Origin of the sequence: Variovorax sp. efr-133-TYG-130 (assembly GCF_030208835.1) — a bacterium.
Lineage (GTDB): Bacteria > Pseudomonadota > Gammaproteobacteria > Burkholderiales > Burkholderiaceae_C > Variovorax.
Genome location: NZ_JARVTD010000029.1, coordinates 78,475 through 104,606 on the forward strand (window position 1 = coordinate 78,475; position 26,132 = coordinate 104,606).

The 26,132-nt window shown below is 67.8% G+C and carries 29 protein-coding genes; 13 read left to right on the forward strand and 16 right to left on the reverse strand.

Features of this window, described 5'->3' with window-relative positions:
* Window positions 1–3: 3 nt before the first annotated feature.
* Complete coding sequence (locus tag QRN67_RS23235; RefSeq protein ID WP_285413782.1) at window positions 4–1,185, reverse strand: ABC transporter substrate-binding protein; 1,182 nt, start codon at window positions 1,183–1,185, stop codon at window positions 4–6.
* 163 nt (window positions 1,186–1,348) lie between these two features.
* On the opposite strand from QRN67_RS23235, the gene QRN67_RS23240 reads away from it, so the two are divergent.
* A complete protein-coding gene (locus QRN67_RS23240) occupies window positions 1,349–1,987 on the forward strand; it encodes a GDSL-type esterase/lipase family protein (protein ID WP_285413784.1) in 639 nt (212 codons plus the stop codon).
* On the opposite strand, the gene QRN67_RS23245 is transcribed toward QRN67_RS23240, so the two are convergent.
* The 3 genes from QRN67_RS23245 to QRN67_RS23255 form a co-directional block, all read right to left on the reverse strand.
* Window positions 1,988–2,509, reverse strand: a complete 522-nt coding sequence (locus QRN67_RS23245) for a class IV adenylate cyclase (protein ID WP_285413785.1) — start codon at window positions 2,507–2,509, stop codon at window positions 1,988–1,990. It lies immediately after the preceding gene.
* A 229-nt stretch (window positions 2,510–2,738) separates the two neighbouring features.
* Window positions 2,739–3,098 carry a hypothetical protein gene (locus QRN67_RS23250; RefSeq protein WP_106936255.1) on the reverse strand — a complete coding sequence of 120 codons (360 nt, stop codon included), beginning with the start codon at window positions 3,096–3,098 and terminating at the stop codon, window positions 2,739–2,741.
* Window positions 3,095–3,697 (reverse strand): cob(I)yrinic acid a,c-diamide adenosyltransferase, encoded by a 603-nt coding sequence (locus QRN67_RS23255; protein ID WP_285413786.1) that lies wholly within the window; start codon window positions 3,695–3,697, stop codon window positions 3,095–3,097. Before QRN67_RS23255 ends, QRN67_RS23250 begins: the two co-directional genes overlap by 4 nt.
* 192 nt (window positions 3,698–3,889) lie before the next feature.
* Between QRN67_RS23255 and QRN67_RS23260 the strand changes: the two genes are divergently transcribed.
* On the forward strand, window positions 3,890–5,314 hold the full coding sequence (locus QRN67_RS23260; protein WP_285413787.1) for an FAD-binding oxidoreductase: 1,425 nt from the start codon (window positions 3,890–3,892) through the stop codon (window positions 5,312–5,314).
* Between the two features lie 97 nt (window positions 5,315–5,411).
* Here the strand turns inward: QRN67_RS23260 and QRN67_RS23265 are convergent, their stop codons facing one another.
* The 10 genes from QRN67_RS23265 to QRN67_RS23310 all read right to left on the reverse strand — a co-directional run bounded on the left by QRN67_RS23265 (window position 5,412) and on the right by QRN67_RS23310 (window position 13,655).
* A complete protein-coding gene (locus QRN67_RS23265; protein ID WP_285413788.1) occupies window positions 5,412–6,320 on the reverse strand; it encodes a CsgG/HfaB family protein in 909 nt (302 codons plus the stop codon).
* 125 nt (window positions 6,321–6,445) lie between these two features.
* Entirely contained in the window at window positions 6,446–7,405 is a 960-nt protein-coding gene (locus QRN67_RS23270; protein WP_285413789.1) for a ParB/RepB/Spo0J family partition protein, read from the reverse strand.
* The gene (locus QRN67_RS23275; RefSeq protein WP_285413790.1) at window positions 7,405–7,953 is read right to left on the reverse strand and encodes an RBBP9/YdeN family alpha/beta hydrolase; all 549 of its coding nucleotides are present in this window, start codon (window positions 7,951–7,953) and stop codon (window positions 7,405–7,407) included. The genes QRN67_RS23270 and QRN67_RS23275 overlap by 1 nt, the downstream gene beginning before the upstream one ends.
* 16 nt (window positions 7,954–7,969) lie before the next feature.
* The gene (locus QRN67_RS23280) at window positions 7,970–8,890 is read right to left on the reverse strand and encodes a ParA family protein (protein WP_081269733.1); all 921 of its coding nucleotides are present in this window, start codon (window positions 8,888–8,890) and stop codon (window positions 7,970–7,972) included.
* Window positions 8,891–8,908: 18 nt separating this feature from the next.
* Window positions 8,909–9,523, reverse strand: a complete 615-nt coding sequence (locus QRN67_RS23285) for a LysE family transporter (protein WP_285413791.1) — start codon at window positions 9,521–9,523, stop codon at window positions 8,909–8,911.
* A 139-nt stretch (window positions 9,524–9,662) separates the two neighbouring features.
* Window positions 9,663–10,304, reverse strand: coding sequence for a 16S rRNA (guanine(527)-N(7))-methyltransferase RsmG (gene rsmG / locus QRN67_RS23290; RefSeq protein WP_285413792.1), 642 nt, complete (start codon window positions 10,302–10,304; stop codon window positions 9,663–9,665).
* Complete coding sequence (gene mnmG, locus QRN67_RS23295) at window positions 10,301–12,247, reverse strand: tRNA uridine-5-carboxymethylaminomethyl(34) synthesis enzyme MnmG (RefSeq protein ID WP_106936261.1); 1,947 nt, start codon at window positions 12,245–12,247, stop codon at window positions 10,301–10,303. The genes rsmG and mnmG overlap by 4 nt, the downstream gene beginning before the upstream one ends.
* A gap of 174 nt (window positions 12,248–12,421) precedes the next feature.
* On the reverse strand, window positions 12,422–13,309 hold the full coding sequence (locus QRN67_RS23300) for a transglutaminase-like domain-containing protein (protein ID WP_081269737.1): 888 nt from the start codon (window positions 13,307–13,309) through the stop codon (window positions 12,422–12,424).
* A gap of 10 nt (window positions 13,310–13,319) precedes the next feature.
* A complete protein-coding gene (locus QRN67_RS23305) occupies window positions 13,320–13,466 on the reverse strand; it encodes a hypothetical protein (RefSeq protein WP_172839905.1) in 147 nt (48 codons plus the stop codon).
* Window positions 13,467–13,469: 3 nt separating this feature from the next.
* Complete coding sequence (locus tag QRN67_RS23310; RefSeq protein WP_013538518.1) at window positions 13,470–13,655, reverse strand: DUF1328 family protein; 186 nt, start codon at window positions 13,653–13,655, stop codon at window positions 13,470–13,472.
* A gap of 184 nt (window positions 13,656–13,839) precedes the next feature.
* Between QRN67_RS23310 and gstA the strand changes: the two genes are divergently transcribed.
* The 7 genes from gstA to gloA2 all read left to right on the forward strand — a co-directional run bounded on the left by gstA (window position 13,840) and on the right by gloA2 (window position 20,228).
* Entirely contained in the window at window positions 13,840–14,448 is a 609-nt protein-coding gene (gstA, locus tag QRN67_RS23315; protein WP_081269738.1) for a glutathione transferase GstA, read from the forward strand.
* A gap of 154 nt (window positions 14,449–14,602) precedes the next feature.
* Window positions 14,603–15,385 (forward strand): enoyl-CoA hydratase/isomerase family protein, encoded by a 783-nt coding sequence (locus QRN67_RS23320; protein WP_285413795.1) that lies wholly within the window; start codon window positions 14,603–14,605, stop codon window positions 15,383–15,385.
* Window positions 15,382–17,190 carry an acyclic terpene utilization AtuA family protein gene (locus QRN67_RS23325; RefSeq protein WP_285413796.1) on the forward strand — a complete coding sequence of 603 codons (1,809 nt, stop codon included), beginning with the start codon at window positions 15,382–15,384 and terminating at the stop codon, window positions 17,188–17,190. The genes QRN67_RS23320 and QRN67_RS23325 overlap by 4 nt, the downstream gene beginning before the upstream one ends.
* Before the next feature lie 85 nt (window positions 17,191–17,275).
* Window positions 17,276–18,379 (forward strand): alkene reductase, encoded by a 1,104-nt coding sequence (locus QRN67_RS23330; RefSeq protein WP_081269741.1) that lies wholly within the window; start codon window positions 17,276–17,278, stop codon window positions 18,377–18,379.
* Window positions 18,380–18,520: 141 nt separating this feature from the next.
* Window positions 18,521–19,006 carry a RidA family protein gene (locus tag QRN67_RS23335; RefSeq protein WP_106936264.1) on the forward strand — a complete coding sequence of 162 codons (486 nt, stop codon included), beginning with the start codon at window positions 18,521–18,523 and terminating at the stop codon, window positions 19,004–19,006.
* On the forward strand, window positions 19,003–19,464 hold the full coding sequence (locus QRN67_RS23340; RefSeq protein WP_285413797.1) for a GNAT family N-acetyltransferase: 462 nt from the start codon (window positions 19,003–19,005) through the stop codon (window positions 19,462–19,464). Before QRN67_RS23335 ends, QRN67_RS23340 begins: the two co-directional genes overlap by 4 nt.
* Complete coding sequence (gene gloA2 / locus QRN67_RS23345; RefSeq protein ID WP_285413799.1) at window positions 19,461–20,228, forward strand: SMU1112c/YaeR family gloxylase I-like metalloprotein; 768 nt, start codon at window positions 19,461–19,463, stop codon at window positions 20,226–20,228. Before QRN67_RS23340 ends, gloA2 begins: the two co-directional genes overlap by 4 nt.
* A 26-nt stretch (window positions 20,229–20,254) precedes the next feature.
* Here gloA2 and QRN67_RS23350 read toward each other — a convergent pair whose 3' ends face one another.
* Both QRN67_RS23350 and QRN67_RS23355 read right to left on the reverse strand, forming a co-directional pair.
* Window positions 20,255–21,649: a sensor histidine kinase gene (locus tag QRN67_RS23350; protein WP_081269745.1), complete on the reverse strand. Its 1,395-nt coding sequence runs from the start codon at window positions 21,647–21,649 to the stop codon at window positions 20,255–20,257.
* Window positions 21,650–21,656: 7 nt separating this feature from the next.
* Window positions 21,657–22,346, reverse strand: a complete 690-nt coding sequence (locus tag QRN67_RS23355) for a response regulator transcription factor (protein WP_081269746.1) — start codon at window positions 22,344–22,346, stop codon at window positions 21,657–21,659.
* A gap of 137 nt (window positions 22,347–22,483) precedes the next feature.
* On the opposite strand from QRN67_RS23355, the gene QRN67_RS23360 reads away from it, so the two are divergent.
* The 4 genes from QRN67_RS23360 to QRN67_RS23375 are packed head-to-tail and all read left to right on the forward strand — an operon-like array spanning window position 22,484 to window position 26,130.
* Window positions 22,484–23,344: an alpha/beta hydrolase gene (locus tag QRN67_RS23360; protein WP_081269747.1), complete on the forward strand. Its 861-nt coding sequence runs from the start codon at window positions 22,484–22,486 to the stop codon at window positions 23,342–23,344.
* 34 nt (window positions 23,345–23,378) lie between these two features.
* Complete coding sequence (locus QRN67_RS23365) at window positions 23,379–23,684, forward strand: phosphopantetheine-binding protein (RefSeq protein WP_285413800.1); 306 nt, start codon at window positions 23,379–23,381, stop codon at window positions 23,682–23,684.
* Entirely contained in the window at window positions 23,681–24,964 is a 1,284-nt protein-coding gene (locus QRN67_RS23370) for a beta-ketoacyl-[acyl-carrier-protein] synthase family protein (protein ID WP_285413801.1), read from the forward strand. The genes QRN67_RS23365 and QRN67_RS23370 overlap by 4 nt, the downstream gene beginning before the upstream one ends.
* A 35-nt stretch (window positions 24,965–24,999) precedes the next feature.
* Window positions 25,000–26,130 (forward strand): sterol desaturase family protein, encoded by a 1,131-nt coding sequence (locus QRN67_RS23375; RefSeq protein ID WP_285413802.1) that lies wholly within the window; start codon window positions 25,000–25,002, stop codon window positions 26,128–26,130.
* Window positions 26,131–26,132 lie beyond the last annotated feature (2 nt).

A 26,132-nucleotide genomic window follows, 5' to 3' on the forward strand; every position in this document is an offset into this window, starting at 1 on the left:
CGGCTACCTGGCCGCGGCAAGCGCTGCCTTCTCGTCCAGCTGCGCCCACTTGCCGTCCTTCACCACAAGATTCACGCTCTTCACGCCGATGATCCGCCGCGTCTGCGCATCGAAGCTGGCCTTGCCGAAGATCACGCTCGGCACGTCCTTGATCTTGTAGAACGCGTCGCGCACCGCCTTGCGATCGGCATTCGCGCCGGCCTGGCGCAGCGCGGCGGCGGCGTACACCACGGCGTCGTAGGCGTAGGCATTGAACGCGTCGGGCTCCTTGCCGTACCTGGCGCGGAAGCTCTTCACGAAGTCCTGCACCTCGGTGCGCGGCTCGTCCGGATAGAAAGCGGTGTTGGTGAAGATGCCGTTCACCGCCGCGCCGCCCAGCTCGATGAACTTCGGCGAATACACCGAGCCCACCGCGGCGACGGGCTGCCTGAGCCCCACGCTGCGTACCTGGCCCGCGATGAGCGCGCCGTCGGGGTAGTAGGAGATGAGCACCAGCCCGTCGGGGTTGGCGTCGCGCACGCGCACCAGCGTCGAGCGGAAGTCTTTCTCGTCGGGCTGGTAGCCCTCGGCGATGGCGACCTGCGCGCCGCGTTCCTGCGCAGCCTTCACGAGCACGTCCTTGCTGGTGCGGCCCCAGTCGGTGTTGAGGTAGAGCACCGCGATGCGCTTGAAGCCCAGCGTCTTCACCGCGAGTTCGGCCAGCAGCGGCTGTGCATCGGTCTGGCTGATGGAAGGACTCCAGATGTAGTCGCCGCCCTTGGTGAAGTCGGGGTGCGAGTTGGTGAAGCCCAGCTGCACCAGGCCCGCGCGCTGGTAGATGGGTGATGCCGCCATCGAGGCCGGGCTGGAGAAGTCGCCGAGCTCGATGAGCACGCGCTTGTCGTTCACCAGCTTCTGCGCGATGGCCACCGACTGGCGCGGGTCGCTCTGGCTGTCCTCGAAGCTGTAGGCCAGCGGACGTCCATGGATGCCGCCCTGCGCATTGATGTGCTCCAGCGCAAGGTCGAAGCCGGCCTTCCACTGCGCGCCGTACTGCGCGTTCTGCCCGGTGAGCGGACCGCTCACGCCGAACCAGACGGGATCGCCCGTGGCGGGCGCGGCCAGGGCCGCGAGCGGCGCGGCCAGCAGGGCAGCGGAAAGAACGGCCACATGGCGCAGGAAGCGGTGGCGGGAAAGCAGCGGCATGGTGTCGGGCCCCGGTCGGTGATGAAGAATGAAGATGCAGGGCCGCGATTCTTCGCCTGCCTCCTTCGCCGGGGAACGAACAAAAACGGGGAGGCTTATGCGCTTTCCGAGAAAAGGGGCAAGCGCCCGGGCAGCTCGCGGCCGCGATTAAGCTGCGCGCAGCATGAAGCGAAGACACCTCCTCCACCTGCTGGCCGGCGTGCCCGCCGTGGCAGCACTGGCTGCCTGCGGCAGGCGCAAGGCATCCTCCAACGCATTGAAGCCAGGCGCCCGCGTGCTGGCGCTGGGCGACAGCCTGACCTTCGGCTACGGCGCGCCGACCGACGCGTCATGGCCCGTGAAGCTGGGCGAGATCACGGGCTGGCAGATCGACAACGAGGGCGTCAACGGAGACACCTCGGCGGGCGCGCTGCAGCGGCTGCCAGGGCTGCTGAATGGCTCGAGCTACGACGCGATCCTGATCGGCATCGGCGGCAACGACATGCTGCGCGGTGTGTCGTCCGCAGCCACGCGCGACAACCTGGCGGCGCTGATCGACTTGGCACGCGCGCACACGCCGCATGTCGCGGTGCTGGCCACGCCGGCGCCCGACGCGGTGCGCGCATTCGTCGGCTCGCTCAGCGATGCGCCGTTCTATGAAGAGGTGGCGAAGTCGGGGCAGGCGCTGCTGCTCGCCGATGTGTATTCGAGCGTGCTGTCGGATGCATCGCTGCGCTCCGACCGCATCCATGCCAATGCACGAGGCTATGAAAAGGTCGCGCAGCTGCTGGCGGACCAGTTGAAGGCCGCGGGCTGGCGCTGATCAGGCGGCGTTGTTCAGAAGATCGACGTAGGCGCCCTGCACCAGCTGGTCGGTGCCCACGCCGAGTCGCGCCATGAGCGCATGCGCCTGCGCGATGCCGGCTTCGGCGGACTCGCCCTCTTCCAGCACCACTTCGAGCTCGAGGAATTCGCCCAGGCCTTCCACGCGGTCGAGGTGCACGCGCGTGCGGCCCACGATGAACAGCCGGCGCTGCTTGCGCACGCGCCCCGCCTGGCCCCATGCGAGCGTGAGTGACTCGCGCAGCACGCCGGGCGTGGTGCAGGGCGTGATCAGGTAGAACGATTCCTTGGGGCCCGCGCTGTTGGCGCGGCGGTAGAAGATCAGCTCGGCGCGGTCGGGCGCGAAGGTGCGCAGCTTGAGGCGGTCGGCGCTGTCGTTGCAGCGGAAGAAGGTGTCGTCCTGTGCGATCTCTGTGGGGCCCTTGTCGGCCAGTGTTTCGGCGATGGCTGCCACGCGTTCGATGCTGTCGATGCGGGCCTTGATCTCGATGTTTCTTGCCATTTTTCGTGCCTTAAGGTTTTGGTCCGGGGGGCGTGCGAATGGCACCCTGTGCCACTCGCACTTGGGCGCGGCGTTGGTGTTGGCCGCACGAACGCTGCGTCCATCGATCACGACGGCGGGGTGCCTTGCGCAGCGAAATAAAGGAGGAGGCCGCAGGCCGGGGGACATTCGCGGAGCAAGGTACCCCGCCGTCGTGATCGCGCCCCGAACTGGATCAGCAGTCAAAGCATCAAGGCGCGCTGCCCTGAGGCCCCACAGGCGGCGGCGCGGCACGGCCACTGGAACCCGGTGAGAGCTTGCGTCCAAAAGCCTCGCCCACATTGCGCACCGGACGGCTGGCTTTTTCAGATACGTTGTTGACGCCGCGCCTGGTGGCTGCGTCTGCACGGTCGATGCCCCGGCCCGCCGCGTTGGTGCCGCGCTGCACGCTGCCCACCACCTTGCCGCCGCGCGACGGCTGCTTGAGCGTGTGGGCGCGTTGTGCCTTGGGCGGGTTGTCGGCGCTCTGGGCCTGCGCGGCGACAGGCAGCCAGAGCGCGGCGGCCATCGCCACGGCGAACGATGCGCTGACGGTGTTCGGGAATTTCATGGGGCCTCCTTGTTGTCTGCGTCTTCCGATGCTTGCGCTGCAGCAGCACGCGCCATGCGCTCGCTCTTCCAGTAGACGTCGTCGCCGCCGTTCATGCGGTTGAGCACGCGCGCGAGCACGAAGAGCAGGTCGCTGAGCCGGTTGAGGTACTGGCGCAGCGCATCGTTGAGCTCGGCCGTGGCGCCCAGCGCCACCACCGCGCGTTCGGCTCTTCGCGCCACCGTGCGGCACACATGCGCGAGCGAGGCCGCGCGGGTGCCGGCCGGCAGGATGAATTCGGCCAGCCGCGGCAGCGCGGCGTTGTGCTCCGCCAGGGCGTTGTCCAGCTGCAGCAGCGCATCTGCCTTCAGCAGCGTGAAACCCGGCATCGACAGCTCGCCGCCGAGGTTGAAGAGCTGGTGCTGCACATCGACCATCAGCTCGCGCACGGGCTCCGGCATGGGCTCGCACAGCAGCACGCCGATGTGCGAGTTGAGTTCGTCCACGTCGCCCATCGCGTGCACGCGCAGGTGATCCTTGGGCACGCGCGTGTTGTCGCCGAGGCCGGTGGTGCCGTCGTCACCGGTGCGGGTGGCGATCTGGGAAAGTCGGTTGCCCATGGGCGCTCCTGCTGTTGTTACGCGACGCTCGATGCGTCGATCTTGCCGGTCGTGCCTGCAGAGGTAGTGAATGAGGCTGCGCATGGTGCGCATGCGCTGAGGGTTGTGGGGTTCATGTTTTTTCCGAAGCGCATTATGGTGCTCGCTCCGTAAAATGACCGATCCCCCTCACCCCTCGCAGGAGACGCCCCGATGAACGCCCCGACCCAAACCTCGCACCTGATGCCGGAGCTTCATCTGCGCGACGTTCCCGCCAGCCTGATCGACGGGCTGAAGGCCCGCTTCGGCGCCAACTGTTCCACGGCGCTGGCGGTGCGCACGCAGCACGGTCGCGACGAGTCTTCGTTCGACGCCCCGCCGCCCTCGGCCGTGGTGTTCGCCGAAAGCACGCAGGACGTGGCCGACGCGGTGAAGCTGGCCAGCGAGCACAGCGTGCCGGTCATTCCCTTCGGCGTGGGCTCCTCGCTCGAAGGCCACCTGCTGGCGGTGCAAGGCGGCATCAGCATCGACGTGTCGCGAATGAACCGCGTGCTGTCGGTCAACGCAGACGACCTCACGGTGACGGTGCAGCCGGGCGTCACGCGCAAGCAGCTCAACGAAGAGATCAAGAGCACGGGCCTGTTCTTCCCCATCGACCCCGGCGCCGACGCCTCCATCGGCGGCATGACGGCCACGCGCGCCAGCGGCACGAACGCGGTGCGCTACGGCACCATGCGCGAGAACGTGCTGGCGCTCGAAGTGGTCACCGCCGCCGGCGAAGTCATCCGCACCGGCACGCGCGCGAAGAAGTCTTCCGCCGGCTACGACCTCACGCGCCTCATGGTGGGCAGCGAAGGCACGCTGGGCGTGGTCACCGAGATCACGCTGCGCATCTATCCGCTGCCCGAGGCGGTGTCCGCCGCGATCTGCTCGTTCCCGAGCATCGAGGCCGCGGTGCTCACGACCATCGAGACCATCCAGCTGGGCGTGCCGATCGCTCGCGTGGAGCTGATCGACGTCAACACCGTGCGCATGGTGAATGCCTACGCCAAGCTGAACCTGCGAGAAGAGCCGATGCTGCTGATGGAATTCCACGGCTCGCCCGCCGGCGTGAAGGAGCAGGCCGAGACGGTGCAGGAGCTGGCCAGCGGCCACGGCGGCAATGCCTTCGAATGGGCGAGCACGCCGGAAGAGCGCACGCGCCTGTGGACCGCGCGTCACAACAGCTATTTCGCGGCGGTGCAGTCGCGCCCGGGCTGCCGCGTGATCTCGACCGACACCTGCGTGCCGATCTCGCGGCTGGCCGACTGCCTGCTCGACTCGGTGGCCGAGGCCGATGCCAGCGGCATCCCCTACTTCCTGGTCGGCCACGTCGGCGACGGCAACTTCCACTTCGGCTACCTGCTCGACCCGAACATCCCCGAAGAGCGCGTGAAGGCCGAGGAGCTGAACCATGCGCTGGTGAGCCGCGCGCTGGCGCTGGAAGGCACCTGCACCGGCGAGCACGGCGTGGGGCTGCACAAGATGGACTTCCTGGTCACCGAAGCGGGCGCGGGCGCCATCGACATGATGCGCACCATCAAGCGCGCGCTCGACCCGAAGAACATCATGAATCCCGGGAAGATCTTCAGCCTCTGACGCAGCCCGCGCGCCGGTCTGCGGCGTTCCACGAAAAAGCCCGGCGGCTCGCGAGAGCCCCGGGCTTTTTTGCGAATCGCGCGAGGCGAGCGAGCGATCAGTTGCTGCTGTTGCTGCGGCGTCGCGTGGGCGCCGGCTTCTCGGCCGGCACGTAGGTCTGCGACGGCGCGGCGCCGCCGTCCACGCCCAGGCGGCCACCGCCGCCGAGGCCCTGGCCGCGCACCGTCTGCGCCTTGTAGTTGCGCAGCGAGCGGACCATCTGGTTGAAGGCGTCCATGAAGGCCGCGGCAATCACCTTGCCCTGCGCCGTGTTGGTGTAGCCGCCGAGGTTGCCGCCCGCGCTGCGGCCGGCGAGCGCGCCGAAGGCGCCGAAATCGGTCTTGGAGGCGCTGCCTTCCGCAGCCGCGACCTGCACGCCGGAGCGGTTGTCGATGAGCGTCAGCAGCGCGCTGGCTTCCTTGGTCTGCATGCTGCCGCCGAGCTGCGCGAGCGCGCGGCCACGGCCACCACCCACCAGGCCGCCAAGCGCGCCACCGATGCCGCCGGCGTCGCTGTTGCTGAACACGATCTCGGGCGACAGGCCGTAGTCGGAGGCCACCATCTGGCCGCGGCCGAAGTTGCTGCCGCCGCGCATTTCGCCCGACTGCTGCAGCGCGCGTTCGCGCGTCATGGCGTTCATGCCGGCCGCGCCGCGCTCGACCACGATGAAGCAGTTCGACTGTTGCACCAGCAGGCGCAGCAGGTTGGCGGTGGGCGGCAGGCGGTACTCGCCGGTAAGGATGGTGTACCAGCCCGCGCTCTGGTTCTCGATCAGCGAGACGGTGCCCAGCGGCGATTCGCAACGCTCGAGCTGGCTGCTTTCGCCGGAGGTCGCGCCGCCGGCGGCGCTGCCGGTGGCCATGGTCTTGGCCGACTGGCTGCCAATCTGCATGTCGGTGGCTGCGCAGCCGGTCAGAAGAAGTGCGCCGACGGCCACGGCCGCGAGCGGGAACCTGGTGAACTTCATGGGGAACTCCCTCGGTTGTCAGAGATTTGGGGTTGAAAAACCAGCGGTCGAGGATACGCGCAAAGGATTGCAGGAATCAATCAACCGAATGCAATCAAACGAATGCCCGACGCCAGATTCGCAATCTAGGCTGTTCGGCGGATGCGCTCGATCAGTCCGTTGAGTGCCTCGATGGACCCGAAGTGGATGGCGAGCTCGCCGCTCTCCTCGATCCGGCCGCCGCGCTTGCTGCGCTTCTTGATGCGCACCTCGACTTCGGCGGTCAGCAGGTCGGCCAGTTCTTCTTCCACGCGCTGCAGGTCGCGCGATTTCTCGCCGTCGTTGCTGCGGCGCGAAGGCGTGAGCGTGAACTCCGCCGCGAGCTTCTTCACCAGCGCCTCGGCTTCGCGCACCGACATCTTCTTGGCGGCGATCTGGTTGGCCGCGGTGATCTGCGTGCCGCGGTCGAGCGACAGCAGCGCCCGGGCATGGCCCATGTCGATGTCGCCGGCCATCAGCATCTGCTGCGCGGGCTCGGCCAGGTTCAGCAGGCGCAGCAGATTGCTGGCGGCGCTGCGCGAACGGCCCACGGCCTGCGCGGCCTGTTCGTGCGTGAGTCCGAATTCTGTAACAAGACGTTGCAGACCTTGGGCTTCTTCCAGCGGATTGAGGTCTTCGCGCTGGATGTTCTCGATGAGGGACATCGCCGCCGCGGCCTCGTTGGGCACGTCGCGCACCAGCACCGGCACGCTGTCGAGGCCCGCCAGCCTGGCGGCGCGGAAGCGGCGCTCGCCCGCGATGATTTCGTACTCGGCATTCTTGGCCGCGGCCGATTCGGGGTCGAGCCGGCGCACCAGGATCGGCTGCATGATGCCCTGCACCTTGATGCTCTCGGCCAGCTCGTACAGCGCGCCCTCGTCCATGCGCGTGCGCGGCTGGTAGACGCCTGCGACCATCTGGTCGAGCATCAGCGTGTTCGGATTCTGCGGCGCACGCCCCTCTTCCTGGCCGTTGCTGCCGACGCCGTTGTCGGCGGAAGGCGCGGCCGTCGGGCCGAGCAGCGCTTCGAGGCCGCGGCCGAGGCCCTTGGGTTTCTTGGTCGCCATCAGTTTTTTTCTTTCGAGATTTCGTTCAGGAGGTCCCGGCCTTCGGGCCAGTCGCCCAGGCCGGATTCGGCGTTCAGGTGGCCGCGCGCGCCCGCGTCGACGAAGCGCGCGCCCCAGTCGCTCGCCAGTTGGCGCGAGCGCGCGGCTTCGCAGTACGGGTCGTCATTGGCGGCGATCAGCACCGCCGGAAACGGCAGCGGCTGCCGCACGATCGGCGCCCAGCCCGGGATCTGCTGGCGCAGGTCGTCGCGCTCCAGGTCGCCGGGCGCCACCAGCAGCGCGCCGCGCACCTTGTGGGTGTTGCGCGAGTGCGAAGCCCAGGCGGCGACGAGGATGCAGCCGAGGCTGTGCGCGGCCAGGACCACGGGGCCGGGCGATGCCAGCACCTCTTCCTCGAGCCGGATCGACCAGTCACCGCGCAGCGGACGCATCCACTCGTGCTGCTCGACACGATGGTCGCCGCAGACGGATTCCCATCGCGTCTGCCAATGGCCGGGGCCGCTGTTCTGCCATCCGGGCAGCAGCAGGATGCGGGGTGCAGCAGTCATGTGCCGTGCCCTTGCCTCAGGCGTTGTTTTCGCTGGTGGAACCGGACTCCGGCGCGGTGGCCGGCGCCAGCACGTCGGCCGGGATCGGCAGGTCCGGTGCGATGCGCTCCACCGGCGCGATCGGCGGCGCCACCGCGCCCGAGGCGAACGCGCTGGCCGGCGGCATCTTCTCGACCAGCTCCTGGGCAAATGCGATGAACGCCTGGCTGCCCCGCGCGGCGGGGTCGAAGACCACGCCAGGCAGACCGTAGCTCGGCGCCTCGGCCAACCGTACGTTGCGGGGAATGACCGTGTCGAACACCTTGTCGCCGAAGTGGGACTTGAGCTGCTCGCTCACCTGCTGCTGCAGCGTGATGCGCGGATCGAACATCACGCGCAGCAGGCCGATGATCTGCAGGTTCTTGTTGAGGTTGGCGTGCACCTGCTTGATGGTGTTGACCAGGTCGGTCAGCCCTTCGAGCGCGAAGTACTCGCACTGCATCGGCACAATCACGCCGTGGGCCGCGCACAGACCGTTCAGTGTCAGCAGGCTCAGGCTCGGCGGGCAGTCGATCAGCACGAAGTCGTACTCCGCGCCGACGGCGGCCAAGGCGGTGCGCAGGCGCTTTTCGCGGCGGTCGAGCGCGACCATCTCGACTTCGGCACCCGCCAGCTCGCGGTTGGCACCCAGCACGTCGTAGCTGCAACCGCCCTCCACCAGCTTGTCGGACTTGACCCGCGCTTCGGCCACCGAGGCGGATTCGAGCAGCACGTCGTACACCGTCAACTCCAGCTGGCGCTTGTCGATGCCCGAACCCATGGTGGCATTGCCCTGGGGGTCGAGGTCGATCATCAGCACCCGCTGGCCGACCTTGGCCAGGCCGGCGGCGAGATTGACGGTAGTGGTGGTCTTGCCGACGCCGCCCTTTTGGTTGGCAATGCAGAAAATCTTGGCCATGTCTGTACGAGGGGTCGATCAGCGGGAAATCGCGAGCTTGATGCCGAAGGCGATAAGGAAGGTGCCGGCCAGCTTCTCGAGCGTGGTGGAAATGCGTGGATTGGCGCGGATGCGCTCGGCCAGGAAGTGCGTAAGCAGCGTGGAAGTCAGGCCGTAGAGGAACGTGAGCACGGCGATGGTGATGGCCATTGCGCCGAAGGTGACCAGGCCCTGGTGACGGGCCGGATCCACGAACAGCGGAAAGAAGGCCATGTAGAACACGATCGCCTTGGGATTCAGCAAGGTGATGGTGAAGGCCTGGCGCAGGAAGTGGCTGGGCTTGATGTTGAGGATGGGTGCGGAGCCCGGCTTGGCCAGCAGCATCTTGATGCCCAGCCAGCCAAGATAGCCGGCGCCCAGCCACTGCACCGCCTTGAACGCGGCAGGATACGCGGCCAGCACCGCCGATACACCGGCGACGGCGGCCCACATCAGGCACTGGTCGCCCAGGATCACCCCGGCCGTTGCTCCCAGGCCGCCCCGGATTCCGCCCTTGCTGGTCGAAGTGATCAGCGCCAGGTTGCCCGGGCCAGGAATCAGGAGGAAAAGGATGATGGCGACGACGAATGCGCCGTAGTCAGCAATGCCGAACATGGGTTTTGCCTCGAAAAAGCGAGCCGGAGAGAGACCAGAGGGGAGGCATCGAGTCTAAGCGAGCACGATGCCATGAAGGCCGTTCGAGCACCGGCTTTTGCCGGTGTCGGCGTTTCTTTTCGTGAACCGAAGCGCCCGCTCAGGCGGATTCTTTGCGTGCCCAGACGATGCAGCGCTCGGCATCCAGGCCGGGAACAGTTAGTTGTTCCACGTGAAACACTGCAACGCCCTTCGGCAATGCTGCGAGCTCGTCACTCGGCACCTTGCCCTTCATCGCAAGCCATACGGCGCCGGGCGCCATCAGATGCACCGAGCCTTTGAAGAAATCAGGCAGCGACGCGAACGCGCGCGAGCTGATGACGTCATAGCTTCCCGCGAGCGACTCGACCCGTGCGTGCAGCCCGCGCAGGTTCGGCAGCTCGAGCTCTGCTGCCACCTGCTGGACGAAAGCGGCCTTCTTAGCCACGGCATCGAGGCAGCCGACGTCGATGTCGGGGCGCATGATCGCGATCACGACGCCCGGCAACCCACCGCCCGAACCCACGTCCAGCAACTTGCCCTTCCCTGACCACTCGCGCTGCAGCGGTGAGATGGCAGCCAGGCTGTCGAGCAGATGGTGCGTGAGTACGCTCGCCGGATCGCGCAGCGCGGTCAGGTTGTAGACCTTGTTCCACTTGAGCATCAAGCTGCCGTAGGCCAGCAACCGCTCGCCTTGCCAATCGGACAGGGTCACGCCCATGGCAGCCGCGCCCTTGCGCAGCGTATCGATCGGCGCCGTCATTCGGCGGCAGCTTCCGTGGTGGCTGTATCGCGGGCAAAGGCTTTATGGCCGCCCTTGCGCAGATGGATCATCAAGAGCGAAATCGCAGCGGGCGTCACGCCGGAGATGCGCGAGGCCAGTCCCAGCGTCTCAGGGCGGTGCTTGTCGAGCTTCTGCCGCACCTCGAAGCTCAGCGCCTTGACCTGCCCGTAGTCGAAGTCAGCCGGCAACTTGAGATTCTCGAAATGCGCGGCACGCTCTACTTCGTCGTGCTGGCGCTCTATGTAGCCCGAGTACTTGGCCGAAATTTCGATCTGCTCGATCTCGGTTTCGCTCAGCGCCACAGGGGCGGCGTACTTGCTACCGTCCAGCGACATGAGCGTTTCGTAGTTCACATCAGGGCGGCGCAGCAGATCGGCCAGGTTGTATTCATGGTCGATGGCCTTGCCTAGCACGCGCTCCGACTCGGAGGCAGGCAGGTTTCGCGGATTCACCCAGATCGACTTGAGCCGCTCTGTTTCACGTGAAACAGCATCGCGCTTGCGGCTGAAAGCATCCCAGCGCGCATCGTCCACCAAGCCCAGCTTGCGGCCGGTTTCGGTCAGGCGCATGTCGGCGTTGTCTTCGCGAAGCTGCAGCCGGAACTCGGCACGGCTGGTGAACATGCGGTAAGGCTCGGTCACGCCCTTCGTGATCAGGTCATCGACCAGCACGCCCAGATAGGCTTCATCACGCCGCGGCAGCCAGGCATCTTCGCCCCGGCATTGCAGCGCAGCGTTGATGCCTGCAAACAGGCCCTGGGCCGCCGCCTCTTCATAACCGGTCGTGCCGTTGATCTGCCCGGCGAAGAACAGGCCCTTGACCGAACGGGTCTCGAAGCTGCTCTTGAGCTCGCGCGGATCGAAATAGTCGTACTCGATGGCGTAGCCCGGCCGCAGGATGTGCGCGTTTTCCAGGCCAGGCATCGAGCGCACCAGCTGGTACTGGATGTCGAACGGCAGGCTGGTCGAGATCCCGTTCGGGTAGTACTCGTTGGTCGTCAGGCCTTCGGGCTCCAGGAAGATCTGGTGGCTTTCCTTGTCGGCGAAGCGGTTGATCTTGTCTTCCACGCTCGGGCAATAGCGCGGACCCACGCCATCGATCTTGCCGGTGAACATCGGGCTGCGGTCGAAGCCCGAGCGGATGATGTCGTGCGTGCGCGCGTTGGTATGGGTGATCCAGCAAGGCATCTGCCGCGGATGCATGTCCGTACGGCCCATGAAGCTGAACACCGGCATCGGCCCTGCCCCACCAGGCATGCCGTCCCCCGGCTGCTCGGTGCACTTCGAGAAATCGATGCTGCGGCCGTCGAGCCGCGGCGGCGTGCCGGTCTTGAGGCGGCCCTGCGGCAGCTTCAGTTCCTTGAGCCGCGCCGACAGGCTCACCGCCGGCGGATCGCCCGCGCGACCGGCCTGATAGTTGTCGAGGCCGACGTGAATGCGGCCGTCGAGGAAAGTCCCCGCCGTGAGCACCACCGTGCGCGCACGGAAAGCAATGCCCACCTGGGTGACGGCGCCCACTACGCGATCGCCCTCCACCATCAGGTCGTCGACCGCCTGCTGGAACAGGCTCAGGTTTGGCTGGTTCTCCAGGCGATGGCGAATGGCCGCCTTGTAGAGCACGCGGTCGGCCTGCGCGCGCGTCGCACGCACGGCCGGGCCCTTGCTCGAATTGAGAATGCGGAACTGGATACCGGCTTCGTCGGTGGCAATCGCCATCGCGCCGCCGAGCGCATCGACCTCTTTCACCAGATGGCCCTTGCCGATGCCGCCGATCGAGGGATTGCAGCTCATCTGCCCAAGCGTCTCGATGTTGTGGGAGAGCAGCAGCGTCTTGGCGCCCATGCGCGCGGCGGCGAGCGCGGCTTCGGTGCCGGCGTGGCCACCGCCGACGACGATCACGTCGAATTCTTCGGGGTACAGCATTTGGAATGGGGGCGCACAACTGACGCGTGCGCGGCGCAAAAGGGGCACCGATTTTAATCGCCGGTGCCGTCTCGCGCCCGATGTGTGGACAAGCTAGAGGGCCATGCCAAATCGGCCCCGAATACCCACAATAGCTAGATAGTTTGCTATATATTTTATAGCAAACAAACCCCGTCAGCCGGTAACTTCTTCCACCTGGACCACCGGCACGGGCTTCTCTATGCCCACCAGCTCACCCGAGGGCGGAGGCGGCTTCGGCGGCTCGAGGCTTTCGTCCTGCAGTTCGCGGATCACGAGCTTCTTGTCGGTCATGCGCACATTGCCGAAGATCGTGCAGAAGGCCACGTCCTTCGCGTCGCGTCCCGTGCCCACGCGCACCAGCCGGTCGACCGGTGCCATGCGGGTGGGGTCGAACAGCACCCACTGCCCGCCCAGCCAAGCCTCGAACACGGCGTGGAAATCCTGGGGCGGCTCGTCGAACCACACATAGCCCACCACCAGCCGCGCCGGAATGTTGAGCGCACGGCAGAAGGTGATGCCCAGGTGCGCGAAGTCGCGGCACACGCCGGCGCGTTCCACGAACACCTCGCGCGCGGTGGTGGTCGAGTCGCTGCTGCCCGGCTCGTAGGCGATGCTTTCGTGGATCCAGTCGACGATCGCCTGCACCCGGCCGATGCCCGGCGGCAGGTCGCCGAAAAGCTGCTGCGCGCAGCGCGACATCAGGTCCGATTCGCAGTAGCGCGTGGGCATCATGTAGTGCAGGACTTCGTCCGGCACCTCGTTCACCGGCACTTCGCGAAGATCGGGCGGCACCACCACATGTGCGCGCTGCACCGTGGCCTTGTAGCTGATCTTCAGCGGGCCGGGCTTCGCATCGAAGCGGATGAAGCGATTGCCGCTGCCTTCGTCGCAGAACACCTGCATCTCGGTCGGCGGCTCGATGGTCAGTTCCTCGCTGACCAACGCCTGCGCGCCCGCCCGCGCCGCCTCGATGTTGAGCAGCATGTGCGCCGGCGCGACGACCTCGTAGTCGAGCTGCGCGTCGATGTGGGAGATGTGCATGGGTTTCTCTTCAGGTGCGTCGTCGACGCGAACGGTGTTCGGGCAATTGCCAATGAGCCTGCGTCACGAGCAGCACACGCAGCACGCGATGCGCCGGACTCTGCAGAAGCCAGCCCAGCGACCGCGCCTGCGGCCACCGGGGTTTGTTGCGCAGCATGGGTCAGTCCAGCGCTTTCTTCACGGCACCCACCCCCAGGGCGGCCAGCACCACGAACAGCACCGCCAGCACCAGGAACAGGCCGAACAGCAGCTTGGCAATGCCGGCAGCGCCAGCGGCCACGCCACCGAAGCCCAACAGGCCGGCCACCAGGGAGATGACGGCAAAAATGATCGCGTACTTCAACATTCAAGACTCCTTCAGCGGTGCCTTGCCCGCCGTGCGAAGGAGCTTAGAAACCGCCGTGGCGGCGCCCGATAGTCGCCTCGCGCAAGCCGCCGTAGGACAAAAACGCGACGCCGCCAAACCCGCTAGCATCCGCCGTGGTCTCCCAGAACAATCACACCTCGCCAATCCATTGGAGTTATTTCGAATGAAGCTGTATTACTCGCCGGGCGCCTGCTCGCTGTCTCCCCACATCGCCATGCACGAAGCCGGTCTCGCCTTCGAGCCCGTGCTGGCAAGCACCAAGAGCCACAAGCTGCAAGACGGCACCGACTACTACGGCATCAACCCGCTGGGCTACGTGCCGATGCTCGAACTCGACGACGGCACCCGCCTGCGCGAAGGCCCGGCCATCCTGCAGTACATCGCCGACCTGGCTCCCACCAAGAACCTCGCGCCGGCCGCCGGCACCATGCAGCGCTACCGCCTGCAGGAATGGCTGACCTTCATCGGCACCGAGATCCACAAGGGCTTCAGCCCGCTGTTCAACCCGGCCATGCCGGAAGAAGCCAAGAACATCGCCAAGGAAAAGCTGGCCTCGCGCTTCAAGTGGCTCGAAAGCGAGCTGGCCGGCAAGCAATACCTGATGGGCGACACCTTCAGCGTGGCCGACGGCTATCTGTTCACCGTCACCAACTGGTCCAAGCCCACCGGCGTGGACATCTCCGGCTACCCCAACCTGCAGGCCTGGCACGCGCGCGTCGGCGCCCGCCCCGCGGTGCAGGAAGCAATGAAGGCTGAAGGCCTTCTGAAGTAAGCCGAAGAACGCAGAAGAAGCAACACGGCCGGGCGACCCCAGGGAAAACCCGGCCTGCTTTCAGCCACAAGCCGCATGCCGCGGCTTTTTTTTCGGGCCACTCTCAGGGAATCGCTTCAGAAGAAGACAGAAGCCCCGAAGAAGGAACCGCGCCATGCCCGAAACCCCTCCCCCCGTCGAACTGCGCGAAGAGATGCGCGGGCCCGTCATGTGGCTCACCATCGAGCGCGAAGAGCGCCGCAACGCCATCAGCGGCGCCGTGCTCGCCGGCCTGGGCGATGCGCTTCGCCGCGCCAACGACGACAGCGCGGTGCGCGCCGTGGTCATCACCGGTGCCGGCACGCGCGCCTTCTGCGCGGGCGCCGACCTGCATAGCGGCTCTTCCTTCAAGTTCGACTACGCCGCGCCCTACCAGGGCTTCGCCAACCTGTTCCGCCAGGCCCGCCAATCCACCGTGCCGCTGATCGCGCGCGTCAACGGCGCCTGCATGGCCGGCGGCATGGGGCTCATGGCGATGTGCGACATGGCCGTGGCCGGCAGCCATGCCGTGTTCGGCCTGCCAGAGGTGAAGGTCGGCCTCTTCCCCGCGCAGGTGCTCAGCGTGCTCGGCGGCCTGCTGCCGCGCCGCGTGCTGGCCGAGATGTGCATCACCGGCGAGCCCATCACCGCCGCGCAGGCGCTCGACCTCGGGCTCGTCAACCGCGTGAGCGACGACGTCGGCGAGAGCGTCGACTGGCTGCTCGGCCGCATGCTCGACAAATCGCCCGCCGCCATCCGGCGAGGCCTCTACACCATGAAGAAGATCGAGACCATGGCCTTCGAGGAATCGATGGCGTTCACCGAAAGCCAGATCGGCCTGTTCGCCCTGACCGAGGACGCGGCCGAAGGGCAACTCGCCTTCCGCGAGAAACGCAAGCCACGGTGGAGCGGCCGATGAACGACAAACAACGCATCGTCCGCATCGGCGGCGCCTCGGGCTTCTGGGGCGACAGCAGCGTCGGCGCGCCGCAGCTCGTGCGCAGCGGGCAGATCGACTACCTCGTGTTCGACTACCTGGCCGAACTCACGATGTCGATCCTCGCGGGCGCGCGGCTCAAGAAACCCGAGCTGGGCTACGCGACCGACTTCGTCTCGGTGGCGATGAAAGCGGTGCTGAAGGACGTCGTGAAACAGGGCATCCGCGTGGTGAGCAACGCAGGCGGCGTGAACCCCCAAGGCTGCGCCGACGCATTGGCGGCACTCGCCGTCGAACAAGGCATCGCGCTGAAGATCGCGGTGGTGCGCGGCGATGACGTGTCGCCCCTGCTGCCGCAGCTGCGCCAGCAGCAACCGCCCGTGAGTGAACTGCAGAGCGGTGCCGCGCTGCCGGAACGCGTGCTCACCGCCAACGCCTACCTGGGCGCACGGCCGATACAGGCCGCGCTCGATGCCGGCGCGCAGGTGGTCATCACCGGCCGCTGCGTCGATTCGGCCGTCACGCTGGGCGTGCTCATGCATGAATTCAAATGGCAGCCGGGCGACTTCGACCTGCTCGCCGCCGGCAGCCTCGCCGGCCACATCATCGAATGCGGCTGCCAGGCCACCGGCGGCCTGCACACCGACTGGGACACCGTGCCCGACTGGCCGAACATCGGCTATCCCATCGTGGAATGCAGCGCCGACGGCAGCTTCGTCGTGACCAAGCCCGCGGGCACCGGCGGCAAGCTCACGCCCGCGGTGGTGGGCGAGCAGATGCTCTACGAAATCGGCGACCCGGCCGCCTACCTGCTGCCCGACGTGGTGGCCGATTTCACGCAGGTGCGCATCGCGCAGGCCGGCGAGCACCGGGTGCGCGTGCACGGCGCGCGCGGCCATGCGCCGACCGCGAGCTACAAGGTCAGCGCCACCTACGTCGACGGCTTCAAGACGTCGGCGCAACTCACCATCGTGGGCTTCGACGCGGTGGCCAAGGCCCGGCGCACCGGCGAGGCGATCCTCGCGCGCACGGGCGCGCTGTTCGCGCAGAGCGGCTTCGGTCCCTACAGCGCGACGCATCTCGAGGTGCTGGGCGCGGAGTCGTGCTACGGCCCGCATGCCCAGGCCCTGCAGACACGCGAGGCGGTGCTGCGGCTCGCGGTGACGCATCCGCGCAAGGACGCGCTGGAGCTGTTCGCGCGCGAAGTGGCGCCCGCCGGCACCTCGTGGGCACCGGGCACCACGGGCGCGGGCGGCGGGCGAGCGTCGGTGTCGCCGTCGATACGGCAGTACGCGTTCCTGCTCGACAAATCGATGGTCGAGGCAGGCGTGACCATCGACGGCGAACGCATCGACCTGCCCCGCACCGAAACACCCCCGTCGCCCGCCGCACCCGTCCGACAGCCTGCCAGAGCCGCACGAACGCCGACGACGCGAGCGGAAGACACCGTCGAAGTCCCCCTGATCCGCCTGGCCTGGGCCCGCAGCGGCGACAAGGGCGACACCTCGAACATCGGCGTCATCGCGCGCCACCCCGCACTGCTCGAACTGCTGCGCGAACAGCTGAGCGAGGCGCGCGTCGCCGAGTGGCTTTCCCACCTCGTCAAGGGCCGCGTCACGCGCTACGACGTGCCGGGCATCGGCGCCTTCAACTTCGTCTGCGAACAGGCGCTGGGCGGCGGCGGCATGGCCTCGCTGCGCAACGACCCGCTCGGCAAGGGCATGGGGCAGATCCTGCTCGCCATGCCCCTGCGCGCGAGCCCGGCGTTGCTGGCGCTGCTTGCATAGCATCAATCCGGACAACCGTACGGCAGCAGGGTTGAGGCCGGGCGCTTAGCCTTGCGCCTGTTTCAACTTTGCCTCCAACTACACGATGTCCACCCTCTTCGACCCCGTCCAGGCCGGCGACCTCAAGCTCGCCAACCGTATCGTGATGGCGCCGCTGACGCGCAATCGCTCGCCCAACGCCATTCCGCCCGACATCGCCGCCACCTACTACGCCCAGCGCGCCACCGCCGGCCTGCTCATCACCGAGGCGACCGCCATCAGCCACCAGGGCCAGGGCTACTCCGACGTGCCCGGCCTCTACGGCACCGAGCAGCTCGACGCCTGGAAGCGCGTGACCGACGCCGTGCACGCCAAGGGCGGCAAGATCGTCGTGCAGCTGTGGCACGTGGGCCGCGTCTCGCACACCGAACTGCAACCCGGTGGCGGCAAGCCCGTGGCGCCCTCGGCCATCACCGCCAAGACCAAGACCGTGCTCATCAAGGACGGCGTGCCGACCTTCGTCGAGACCTCCGAGCCGCGCGCGCTCGACGCCGGCGAACTGCCGGGCATCGTGCACGCCTATGCGGTGGCCGCACGCAGCGCGGTCGAGACGGCCGGTTTCGACGGCGTCGAGATCCACGGCGCCAACGGCTACCTGCTCGACCAGTTCCTGAAGGACGGCAGCAACAAGCGCACCGACGACTACGGCGGCAGCATCGAGAACCGCGCCCGCCTGCTGCTGGAGACCACCCGCGCCGTGGTCGACGCGGTCGGCGGCGGCAAGACCGGCATCCGCCTGTCGCCCGTCACGCCCGCCAACGACGCGCACGACAGCGACCCGCAGCCGCTGTTCACCTATGTGGTGAAGCAACTCGCGCAGCTGAACCTGGCCTACATCCACATCATCGAAGGCGCCACCGGCGGCCCGCGCGAAATCGAAGACCGCCCCTTCGACTACGAAGCCCTCAAGGCCGCCTACCGCGAAGCCGGCGGCAAGGGCGCGTGGATGGTCAACAACGGCTACGACCGCCCGCTGGCCGAAGAAGCGGTGAAGGAAGGCGACGACCTCGTGGCCTTCGGCAAGCCCTTCATCTCGAACCCCGACCTGGTGCGCCGCCTGCGCGAGAACGCACCGCTGAACGAACTCGACAAGGCCACCATGTACGGCGGCGGCGCCAAGGGCTACACCGACTACCCGGCGCTGGCCTGAGTCCCGCTGGTCAGTCCTTCCACGGCCCGTGCACTCCGTTGGCGTGCACGGGCCGATTTGCGTGTGCGCCCGCCAGCCCGTACGCTTGACGCTCGCGCCGCGGGCCTTTCGCCTTCTCTTTCTCCCGCCGCGCGCACATCCATGGCCCACATCGAACACAAGCTCGCCGCGCTCGGCCTCGTGCTGCCGCCCACCATCACGCCGCCACCGGGTGTGGTGCTGCCATTTGCCTTCGTGCGCGTGCTGGGTCGGCGCGCCTTCATCTCGGGCCACGGGCCGCTCAATGCCGATGGCACCATCGCCACGCCGCTCGGCAAGCTGGGCCGCGAGCTCACGGTCGAACAGGGGTATGCGGCCGCACGGCTCACCGCGCTTGCGATGCTCGGCAGCCTGCAGCGTGCCATCGGCGATCTCGACCGCATCACCGCATGGACGCGGGTGTTCGGCATGGTGGCCTCGGCACCTGGCTTCGACAGGCAGCCGGCCGTGATCAACGGCTTCTCCGACCTGATCCTCGAGCTCTTCGGCCCCGAGATCGGCATGCATGCGCGCAGCGCCGTGGGCATGGCGGAACTGCCGTTCAACATCCCGGTGGAGATCGAGGGCGAGGTGGAGTTCGAGCCGTGAATGACGCAAGCTGGACCCTGCGGCGCGCCGATGCGGCAGATGCCGCTTCCATCACCGAATGCGCTGTGGAAGCCTTTCGCCACTACATTCCGCGCCTGGGCCTCACGCCGTTGCCCATGACCAGGGACTACGGAGTTGCCATCGAAAATGCGCAGGTCTGGGTCGCGACACAAGACGCACGGACCGTCGCCGCGCTGGTGCTAGACGTCACCGAAGAGGGCTTCCTGATCGACGTGATCGCGGTGCGCCCGCAGCACCAGGGCACGGGCGTCGGCCGCGCGCTGCTGGAGCTGGCGGAACGCGAAGCGCTGCGGCAGGGCCATGATTCGATCTACCTCTTCACCAACGAGAAGATGACCGAGAACCGCGCGCTCTACGAGCGCATCGGGTACGTCGAGTACAAGCGCCTCGCGCTCGAACAACGCACCCGCGTGTTCCTGCGCAAGCCGTTGAAGTGAGCATTGCCATGCAGCTCGAACGCATCCATCACGCCGCCATCATCTGCGCCGACTACGCGGTGTCCAGGCACTTCTACACCGAGGTGCTGGGCCTGCGCGTGGTCGCCGAAAACCATCGCGCCGCACGCGATTCATACAAGCTCGACCTGGCCTTGCCCGATGGCTCGCAGATCGAACTCTTCTCCTTTCCCGGCGCGCCGGCGCGCCTCACGCGGCCAGAGGCGCAGGGCCTGCGGCATCTGTCTTTCGAAGTGCACGACGTGCAGGCCGCCGCCGATGAACTCACGGCGCAGGGCATTGCCGTGGAACCGCTGCGCACCGACGAGTACACCGGCCGTCGCTTCACCTTCTTCGCCGATCCCGACGGCCTGCCGCTGGAGCTCTACGAAGCCGCACCCGCCGAAGCGCTCGATGCGCTGCTGCTGAAACTCGAAGGCGCATTGCACCTGCGCGATGTGCGCGCGAACGCCGCACAGCTCGAAGAACTGCTCGACGACGGCTTCCATGAACTCGGCGTGTCGGGCGAAACATGGACGCGGCCCGCCATCATCGAAGCGCTGCGCGACGAGACTTTTTCGCGACGCACGATGACGGACTTTCGCGTGCTGCGCATGGCGCCCGACGTGGCGCTGGTCACCTACCGCGTGCACCGCGAAGCCATTCCCGAAAGGCCCGCCGCGGATTCACTGCGCAGCTCGCTGTGGCGACGGCGGCATGGCCGCTGGCGCATGGCGTTCCACCAGGGCACCCCGCTCTCGCACTGAGCGAACGCGCGGCGGAGCGGATCGGTTCAGGCCACTTCGCCGAACGCCACGCTCACGCGCAGGCCGGTCGGCTCGGCGACTTCGAGCCGCAGCTCGGCGCCCAGCAGCTCCGCATAGCGCGACACGATCGACAGCCCCAGCCCCGAGCCCTGTCCCAGCTTCTCGCCGGCCGGGCCCTGCGCCCACCGCTGCATCAGGTCGCGCTGCGCTTCGATCGGAATGCCCGGTCCGTCGTCGATCACGCTCAGCGTGCGGCCCGCCAGCTCGACCGTGATGGTGCTCCCGCCATAGCGCAGCGCGTTGTCGATCAGGTTGTCGAGGATGCCCTCCACCAGCGCCTCGTTGGCATACACCACCACGCCGTCGTCGAGGCCGCGCGCGCCGAGGTCGACGCCGCGCGCATCGGCGCGCGCGAGGTGGCGCAGCACCGTCTGCTCGGCCAGCACGTCGAGCCGCACCGGCACGCGCTTGAGTTCGGTGCGCGCTTCTTCGGCCAGCGCCAGCGCGAGCAGCTGGTCGATCAGGTGGCTCGCCCGCGCCTGCCGTTCGGACACGCGCTCGAGCTGCTCGCGCCACACGTTGGTGTCGTGCTGCGCAAGGCCGTATTCGGCCAGCGCGCGAATGCCCGCCAGCGGCGTGCGCAGCTCGTGCGCCACGTTGCCCACGAACTCGCGCTGCGCCTGCACGCTCTGGCCCAGGCGTTCGAACAGCGAGTTGACCGCATTGCCCAGGCGCTGGAGCTCGCGCGAGGTCTGCGCCACCTGCACCGGCGACAGGTCGTGCACGTCGCGACGGTCGAGCGCGCGCTGCAGGTCGCCCAAGGGCCGCAGGTCGCTGCGAATGCCGTACCAGAGCCAGATCGCGAGCAGCACCAGCAGCAGGATCTGTGGTGCCAGCGCATAGCCGAGCAGCTGGCGCACCAGCGCGGTCCGGCTCAGCGTGGTCTGCGCAATGATCACGCGGTAGGGCATGCTGAGGTCGGGCTCGGCGTCATGCTCGAGCACCACCGCGCGCAACGCGCTGCCTTCGTAGTCGATGTCGGAGAAGCGGTAGCGCGAGCCGTCCATGGGCAGCGGCGCGCTCAGGCCGGACTGGCCCGAGATCAGCGTGCCGTCGAGCCGCTGCACCGCGAAGTACACCTTGTCGACCTGATCGAACAGCACCGTGGCCACTTCGCGCGGCGTCAGCAGCAGCTCGATGCCGCGTTCGCCGGCTTGCACGTTGGCCGACAGCGCATACGCGTCGTCGAGCATGCCGCGGTCGAAGGCCTGCTCCGAAAAATAGTTGGCGATGACCAGCGCGATGACGGCACCCACCATCCACGTGAGCGCCAGCGGCACCAGCACGTTTCGCAGCACGCGCCGCGTGAGCGAAGGCGCGCGCTGCGTGGCCTGCTGCTGTTCTGCGGTCTCGCCGGTCACGCTCGGATCACGCCTCGGCTTCGAGCAGGTAGCCGATGCCGCGCAGCGTGCGGATGCTCGCGCCGGTGCCCTGCAGCTTCTTGCGCAGGCGCGAGATGAAGGCCTCGAGCGCGTTGTCGCCGAGCGATTCGTCGAAGCTCGAGAGCTTGTCGGACAGCGCACGCTTGCTCACGGTGCGGCCGGGCGGGCTCATGAGCTCCCACAGCACTTCGAACTCGCGCGCCGGCAGGTCGAGCGGACCGCTGTTGGTGGAGAAGCGGCGTGCCTTGCGGTCGAGCTTGAGCTGGCCCAGCAGCACGATGTCTTCGGTGCCCTTGGCGCGGCGCACCAGCGCGCGCAGGCGGGCTTCGACTTCGGCCAGGTCGAAGGGCTTGCCGAGGTAGTCGTCGGCGCCGGCGTCGAGGCCGGCAATGCGCTCTTCGGTCCGGCCGCGCGCGGTCAGCACCAGCACCGGCGTGCGGTCGCCGCGCGCGCGTGCCTGGCGCAGCGCGGTGAGGCCGCTGGCCAGCCCGCTGGTGGGGCTGGCGGTGGCCGGCAGGTTGAGGTCGAGCAGCACCGCATCGAAGGGCTGCACGCGCCAGAGATGGTCGGCATCTTCGACGTTGGTCGAAACGTCGACCCGGTGGCCCGCGTCCGCAAGGCTGCGGACCATGACATCGCGCAGAACGGCGTCATCTTCGACAAGCAGAATTCGCATGGTGTTTGAATGGTTGGGGGTAATCTGCCCTTGCGAATGACGGGTCAGCAGCCGGTCAGTCGCTCCAGCGATAAACGCAACATGAGCATACGACAGCAATATGAACCACGGGCCATTTTCATGGCCGGCGCAACACGATGAGTGCGCGCGAACCCTCCGATCAGCTGAGCGTGGTGCCTCCCGAGGTGCAACGCACCGCCGTGGTCCTGCTGCATGGCCTGTGCAGCACGCCTGACGAGTTGCTGACCGTGCAATCGGCACTGCGCAGCCGCGGCTACCCGGTGCATCCGCTGTCGATAGAGGGTTACTCGTTCGATGCCGCCGCGCCACTGCAGCATGCCGCGCCGTTCGAACGCTGGATCGATGCCATACAGGCCGAGGTCAAGGCGCTGCGCGCGCAGCACGACCGCGTGATGCTCATCGGCATTTCCGCCGGCTCATCGCTCGCGCTGGGCGCGGCCATCCGCTGCGGCGCGGACGTCGACGCGCTGGTGCTCATGTCGACCACGCTGCGCTTCGACGGCTGGGCCATTCCGCGCACGCAGTTCCTGCTGCCGCTGGCCTTCTACACGCCGCTGGGCCGGCTGTGGCAATACCGCGAGCGCCCGCCCTACGGCGTGAAGAACGAACGCGTGCGCGCCTGGATCGAGCGCGAGCTGCGCCACCGCAAGGTGTCGCGCGCGGGCAGCTCGGTCATCGGCGTGGGCCATCTGCGCGAGCACGACCGGCTCATCCGCCACGTGCGCCGCAACCTCAACAGCGTGCAATGCGACAACGTGCTCGCACTGCATGCCCAGCAGGACGAAGTGGCCAGCGTGGCCAACCTCGACATCCTCGCGCGCGGCCTGCGGTGCCGCGCATTCCGCACGGTGGTGGTCGCGAACAGCTACCACATGATCACAATCGACAACGACCGTCAACAGGTGGTACGTGAAACAGTGTCGTTTGCCGACGCCGTGGCCCATGGCACGATGCCCGAGCATCCCCTGTACGCCTGATCTGCCTGCCCACGCCTGAAAGGAAAGCATCCCCATGTCTTATTCCGACGCCTCTTCGCCCACCTTCAACAGCATCGCGACGATCCTCGAGACCGACTTCAAGGTCGAGCGCTCGGCCATCTCGCCCGCCACCGCGCTGTCCGACCTCGGCCTCGATTCGCTCGCGCTGATGGAGTTCGTCTTCGCGGTCGAAGACGCCTTCCACCTGCGCATTCCCGAAGACCGCCTCGACCCGCGCGAAGCCGGCATCACGCTGCAGCGCCTGTGCGAAGTGATCGACGCGGAAAGCAGCGGCACCGCCACCGCCAGGCCCGCGCAACCGGCCGAAGTCCCGGCATGAGCAGCGGAGCCGCCCACGCCGTGCTCGCCGCTTCGGCAGCGCGCGCCGCATCCGCGCCGGTGCGCGTGAGCGGCCTCGGTTTCATCACGCCCATCGGCCGCACCGTCGAGGACTTCGACGACGCCCTGTTCGCCGGCCGCTCGGCGGTGCGCGCACAGAAGCTCGAGATCAAGGGCATGGACACGATGGAGCTTGCCGTCGCCGCCTGCGATTTCGAATCGAACGGCGTGCGCAGCACCTCGCGCCTGCCGCTGGACCGCGGCACGGCCATGGCACTGGCCGCCGCGCAGGACGCCGCCGCCGAAGCCAGGCTCGACCTGGAGACTATCGACCGCGACCGCCTCGGCATCTTCTGGGGCAGCGGCCTGGCCGGCGCCGGCACATTCGACAGCACCACCAGCGCGCTCTACGGCGAACAGCGCCGCATGCGCCCGACGACCGTGCTCACCGTGATGCCCAACGCCGCCGTGGCGGAGCTTGCGCTGCACTTCGGCGCTCGCGGCTCGGCCATCGCCTACGCCTGTGCCTGCGCCTCGTCGGCGGTGGCCATCGGCGAAGCCATGCGCGCCATCCGCGGCGGCTGGATCGACGTCGCCATCGTCGGCGGCCATGACGCCATGCTCACGCCCGGCGTGATGGCCAGCTGGCACGCGATGCGCGTGATGGCGCCGCCGCCGGCCGACGCGCCCTCCTCCGCCTGCCGCCCGTTCTCCGGCGACCGCGCGGGCTTTGCCATCGGCGAAGGCGCGGCCGCGCTGGTGCTCGAATCCGAAGCGCACGCCGCCGCCCGCGGCGCCGGTGCCGCGCCCTTCGTGCTCGCCGGCTACGCCACCAACTGCGACGGCACGCACATCACCAACCCCGACACCGCCGGCCAGGTGCGCGCCATGCGCGCCGCGCTGCGCGACGCCGGCATCGAAGCCTGCGACGTGGGCCACATCAACGCCCACGGCACGGCCACTTCGGCCGGCGACGCCGCCGAGGCGGCATCGATCCGCGAAGTGTTCGGCGCGGCCACGCCGGTGAGCGCGACCAAGGCCATCCACGGCCACGTGCTCGGCGGCGGCGGCGCCATCGAACTCATCGCGGCGCTGCGCGCGCTGGCCCGGGAGGCGCTGCCGCCCATCGCCAACCTGCAGACACCGGACGCCGCCTTCGACCTGGATTTCGTCCAGGGCGAGGCGCGCGAGGCCAAGGGAATCCGCTACGCGCTGTCCAATTCCTTCGCTTTCGGCGGCACGAACGCGGTCATCGTGGCCGGCCGCGCGTCCGAACGCTGAAGATTCGCTGAGCACTTCCTGAAAAATCGAACGCGGTGCATCGGCTGGTCGTCTTCGTCGTGCCCGTGTTCGCGCTGCTCATGGCGTGCGAGTTCGCCTGGGGCTGGCTCAAGCGGCGCAACACCTACCGTTTCAGCGACACGCTCGGCAGCCTGAGCCAGGGCCTGCTGAGCCAGGCGCTCGCGGTCTGCACCCAGCTTTTCCAGATCGGCCTGTACGCGATGGTCTATCCGTCCGTCGCGATCTGGACCCGGCCGGACTTCTGGGACAGCGCCATCGGCTGGATCCTGGCCGTGGTGCTGTTCGACTTCTTCGACTACTGGCTGCACCGCGCAGGCCACGAGTCCGCCGTGTTCTGGGCCGCGCACTCGGTGCACCACCAGAGCCAGCAGTTCAACTTCTCCACCGCGTTGCGGCAGGAAAGCACGGTGGCCTTCCTGGGCTGGGCCTTCTACCTGCCGATGGCGGTGGTCGGCGTGCCGCCCGAGCAGTTCGGCCTTGCGGGGCTGATCGTGCTGGTCTACCAGTTCTGGATCCACACCGAGCACATCGGCAAGCTCGGCTGGTTCGACCGGGTGTTCTCGTCGCCGTCCAACCACCGCGTGCACCACGCGGTGAACGACGGCTACGTCGACCGCAACTACGGCGGCATGCTGGTGATATGGGACCGCATGTTCGGCACCTTCGCCGAAGAAACCGAACGCTGCGTGTACGGCACGCGCAAGGCGCTCGCGAGCTTCGATCCGCTGCGCGCCATCGTCGGCCCCTATGCGCCGCTGCTGCGCGACGCCTGGCACACGCGGCGCTGGCAGGACAAGATCGCCGTGTGGTTCAAGCCGCCGGGCTGGCGGCCGGCCGACGTGGCGGCACGCTTTCCGGAGGCACCGTTTTCCCTGGAAGAAGCCATGCGCATCCACGACCCCCGACTGACGCGTGCGCAGGTCGCTTCGGCCGCGCTCCACTTCGCATGCTGGGTCGGCGTGACGCTGGCATTCCTGTGGCGCGCCGACGACCTGGCCTTCCAGACCGGACTGGCGCTGCTCGCGCTGGCGGTCGGCGGCTTCTGGTCCATCGGCGCAGTGCTCGATTCGAAACTGCGCCTGCGCTGGGCCTGGTGCGCGCAGGCCGCGTTGCTGGCGGTCTCGGCGGTACTGCTCGCCAGCTGAAG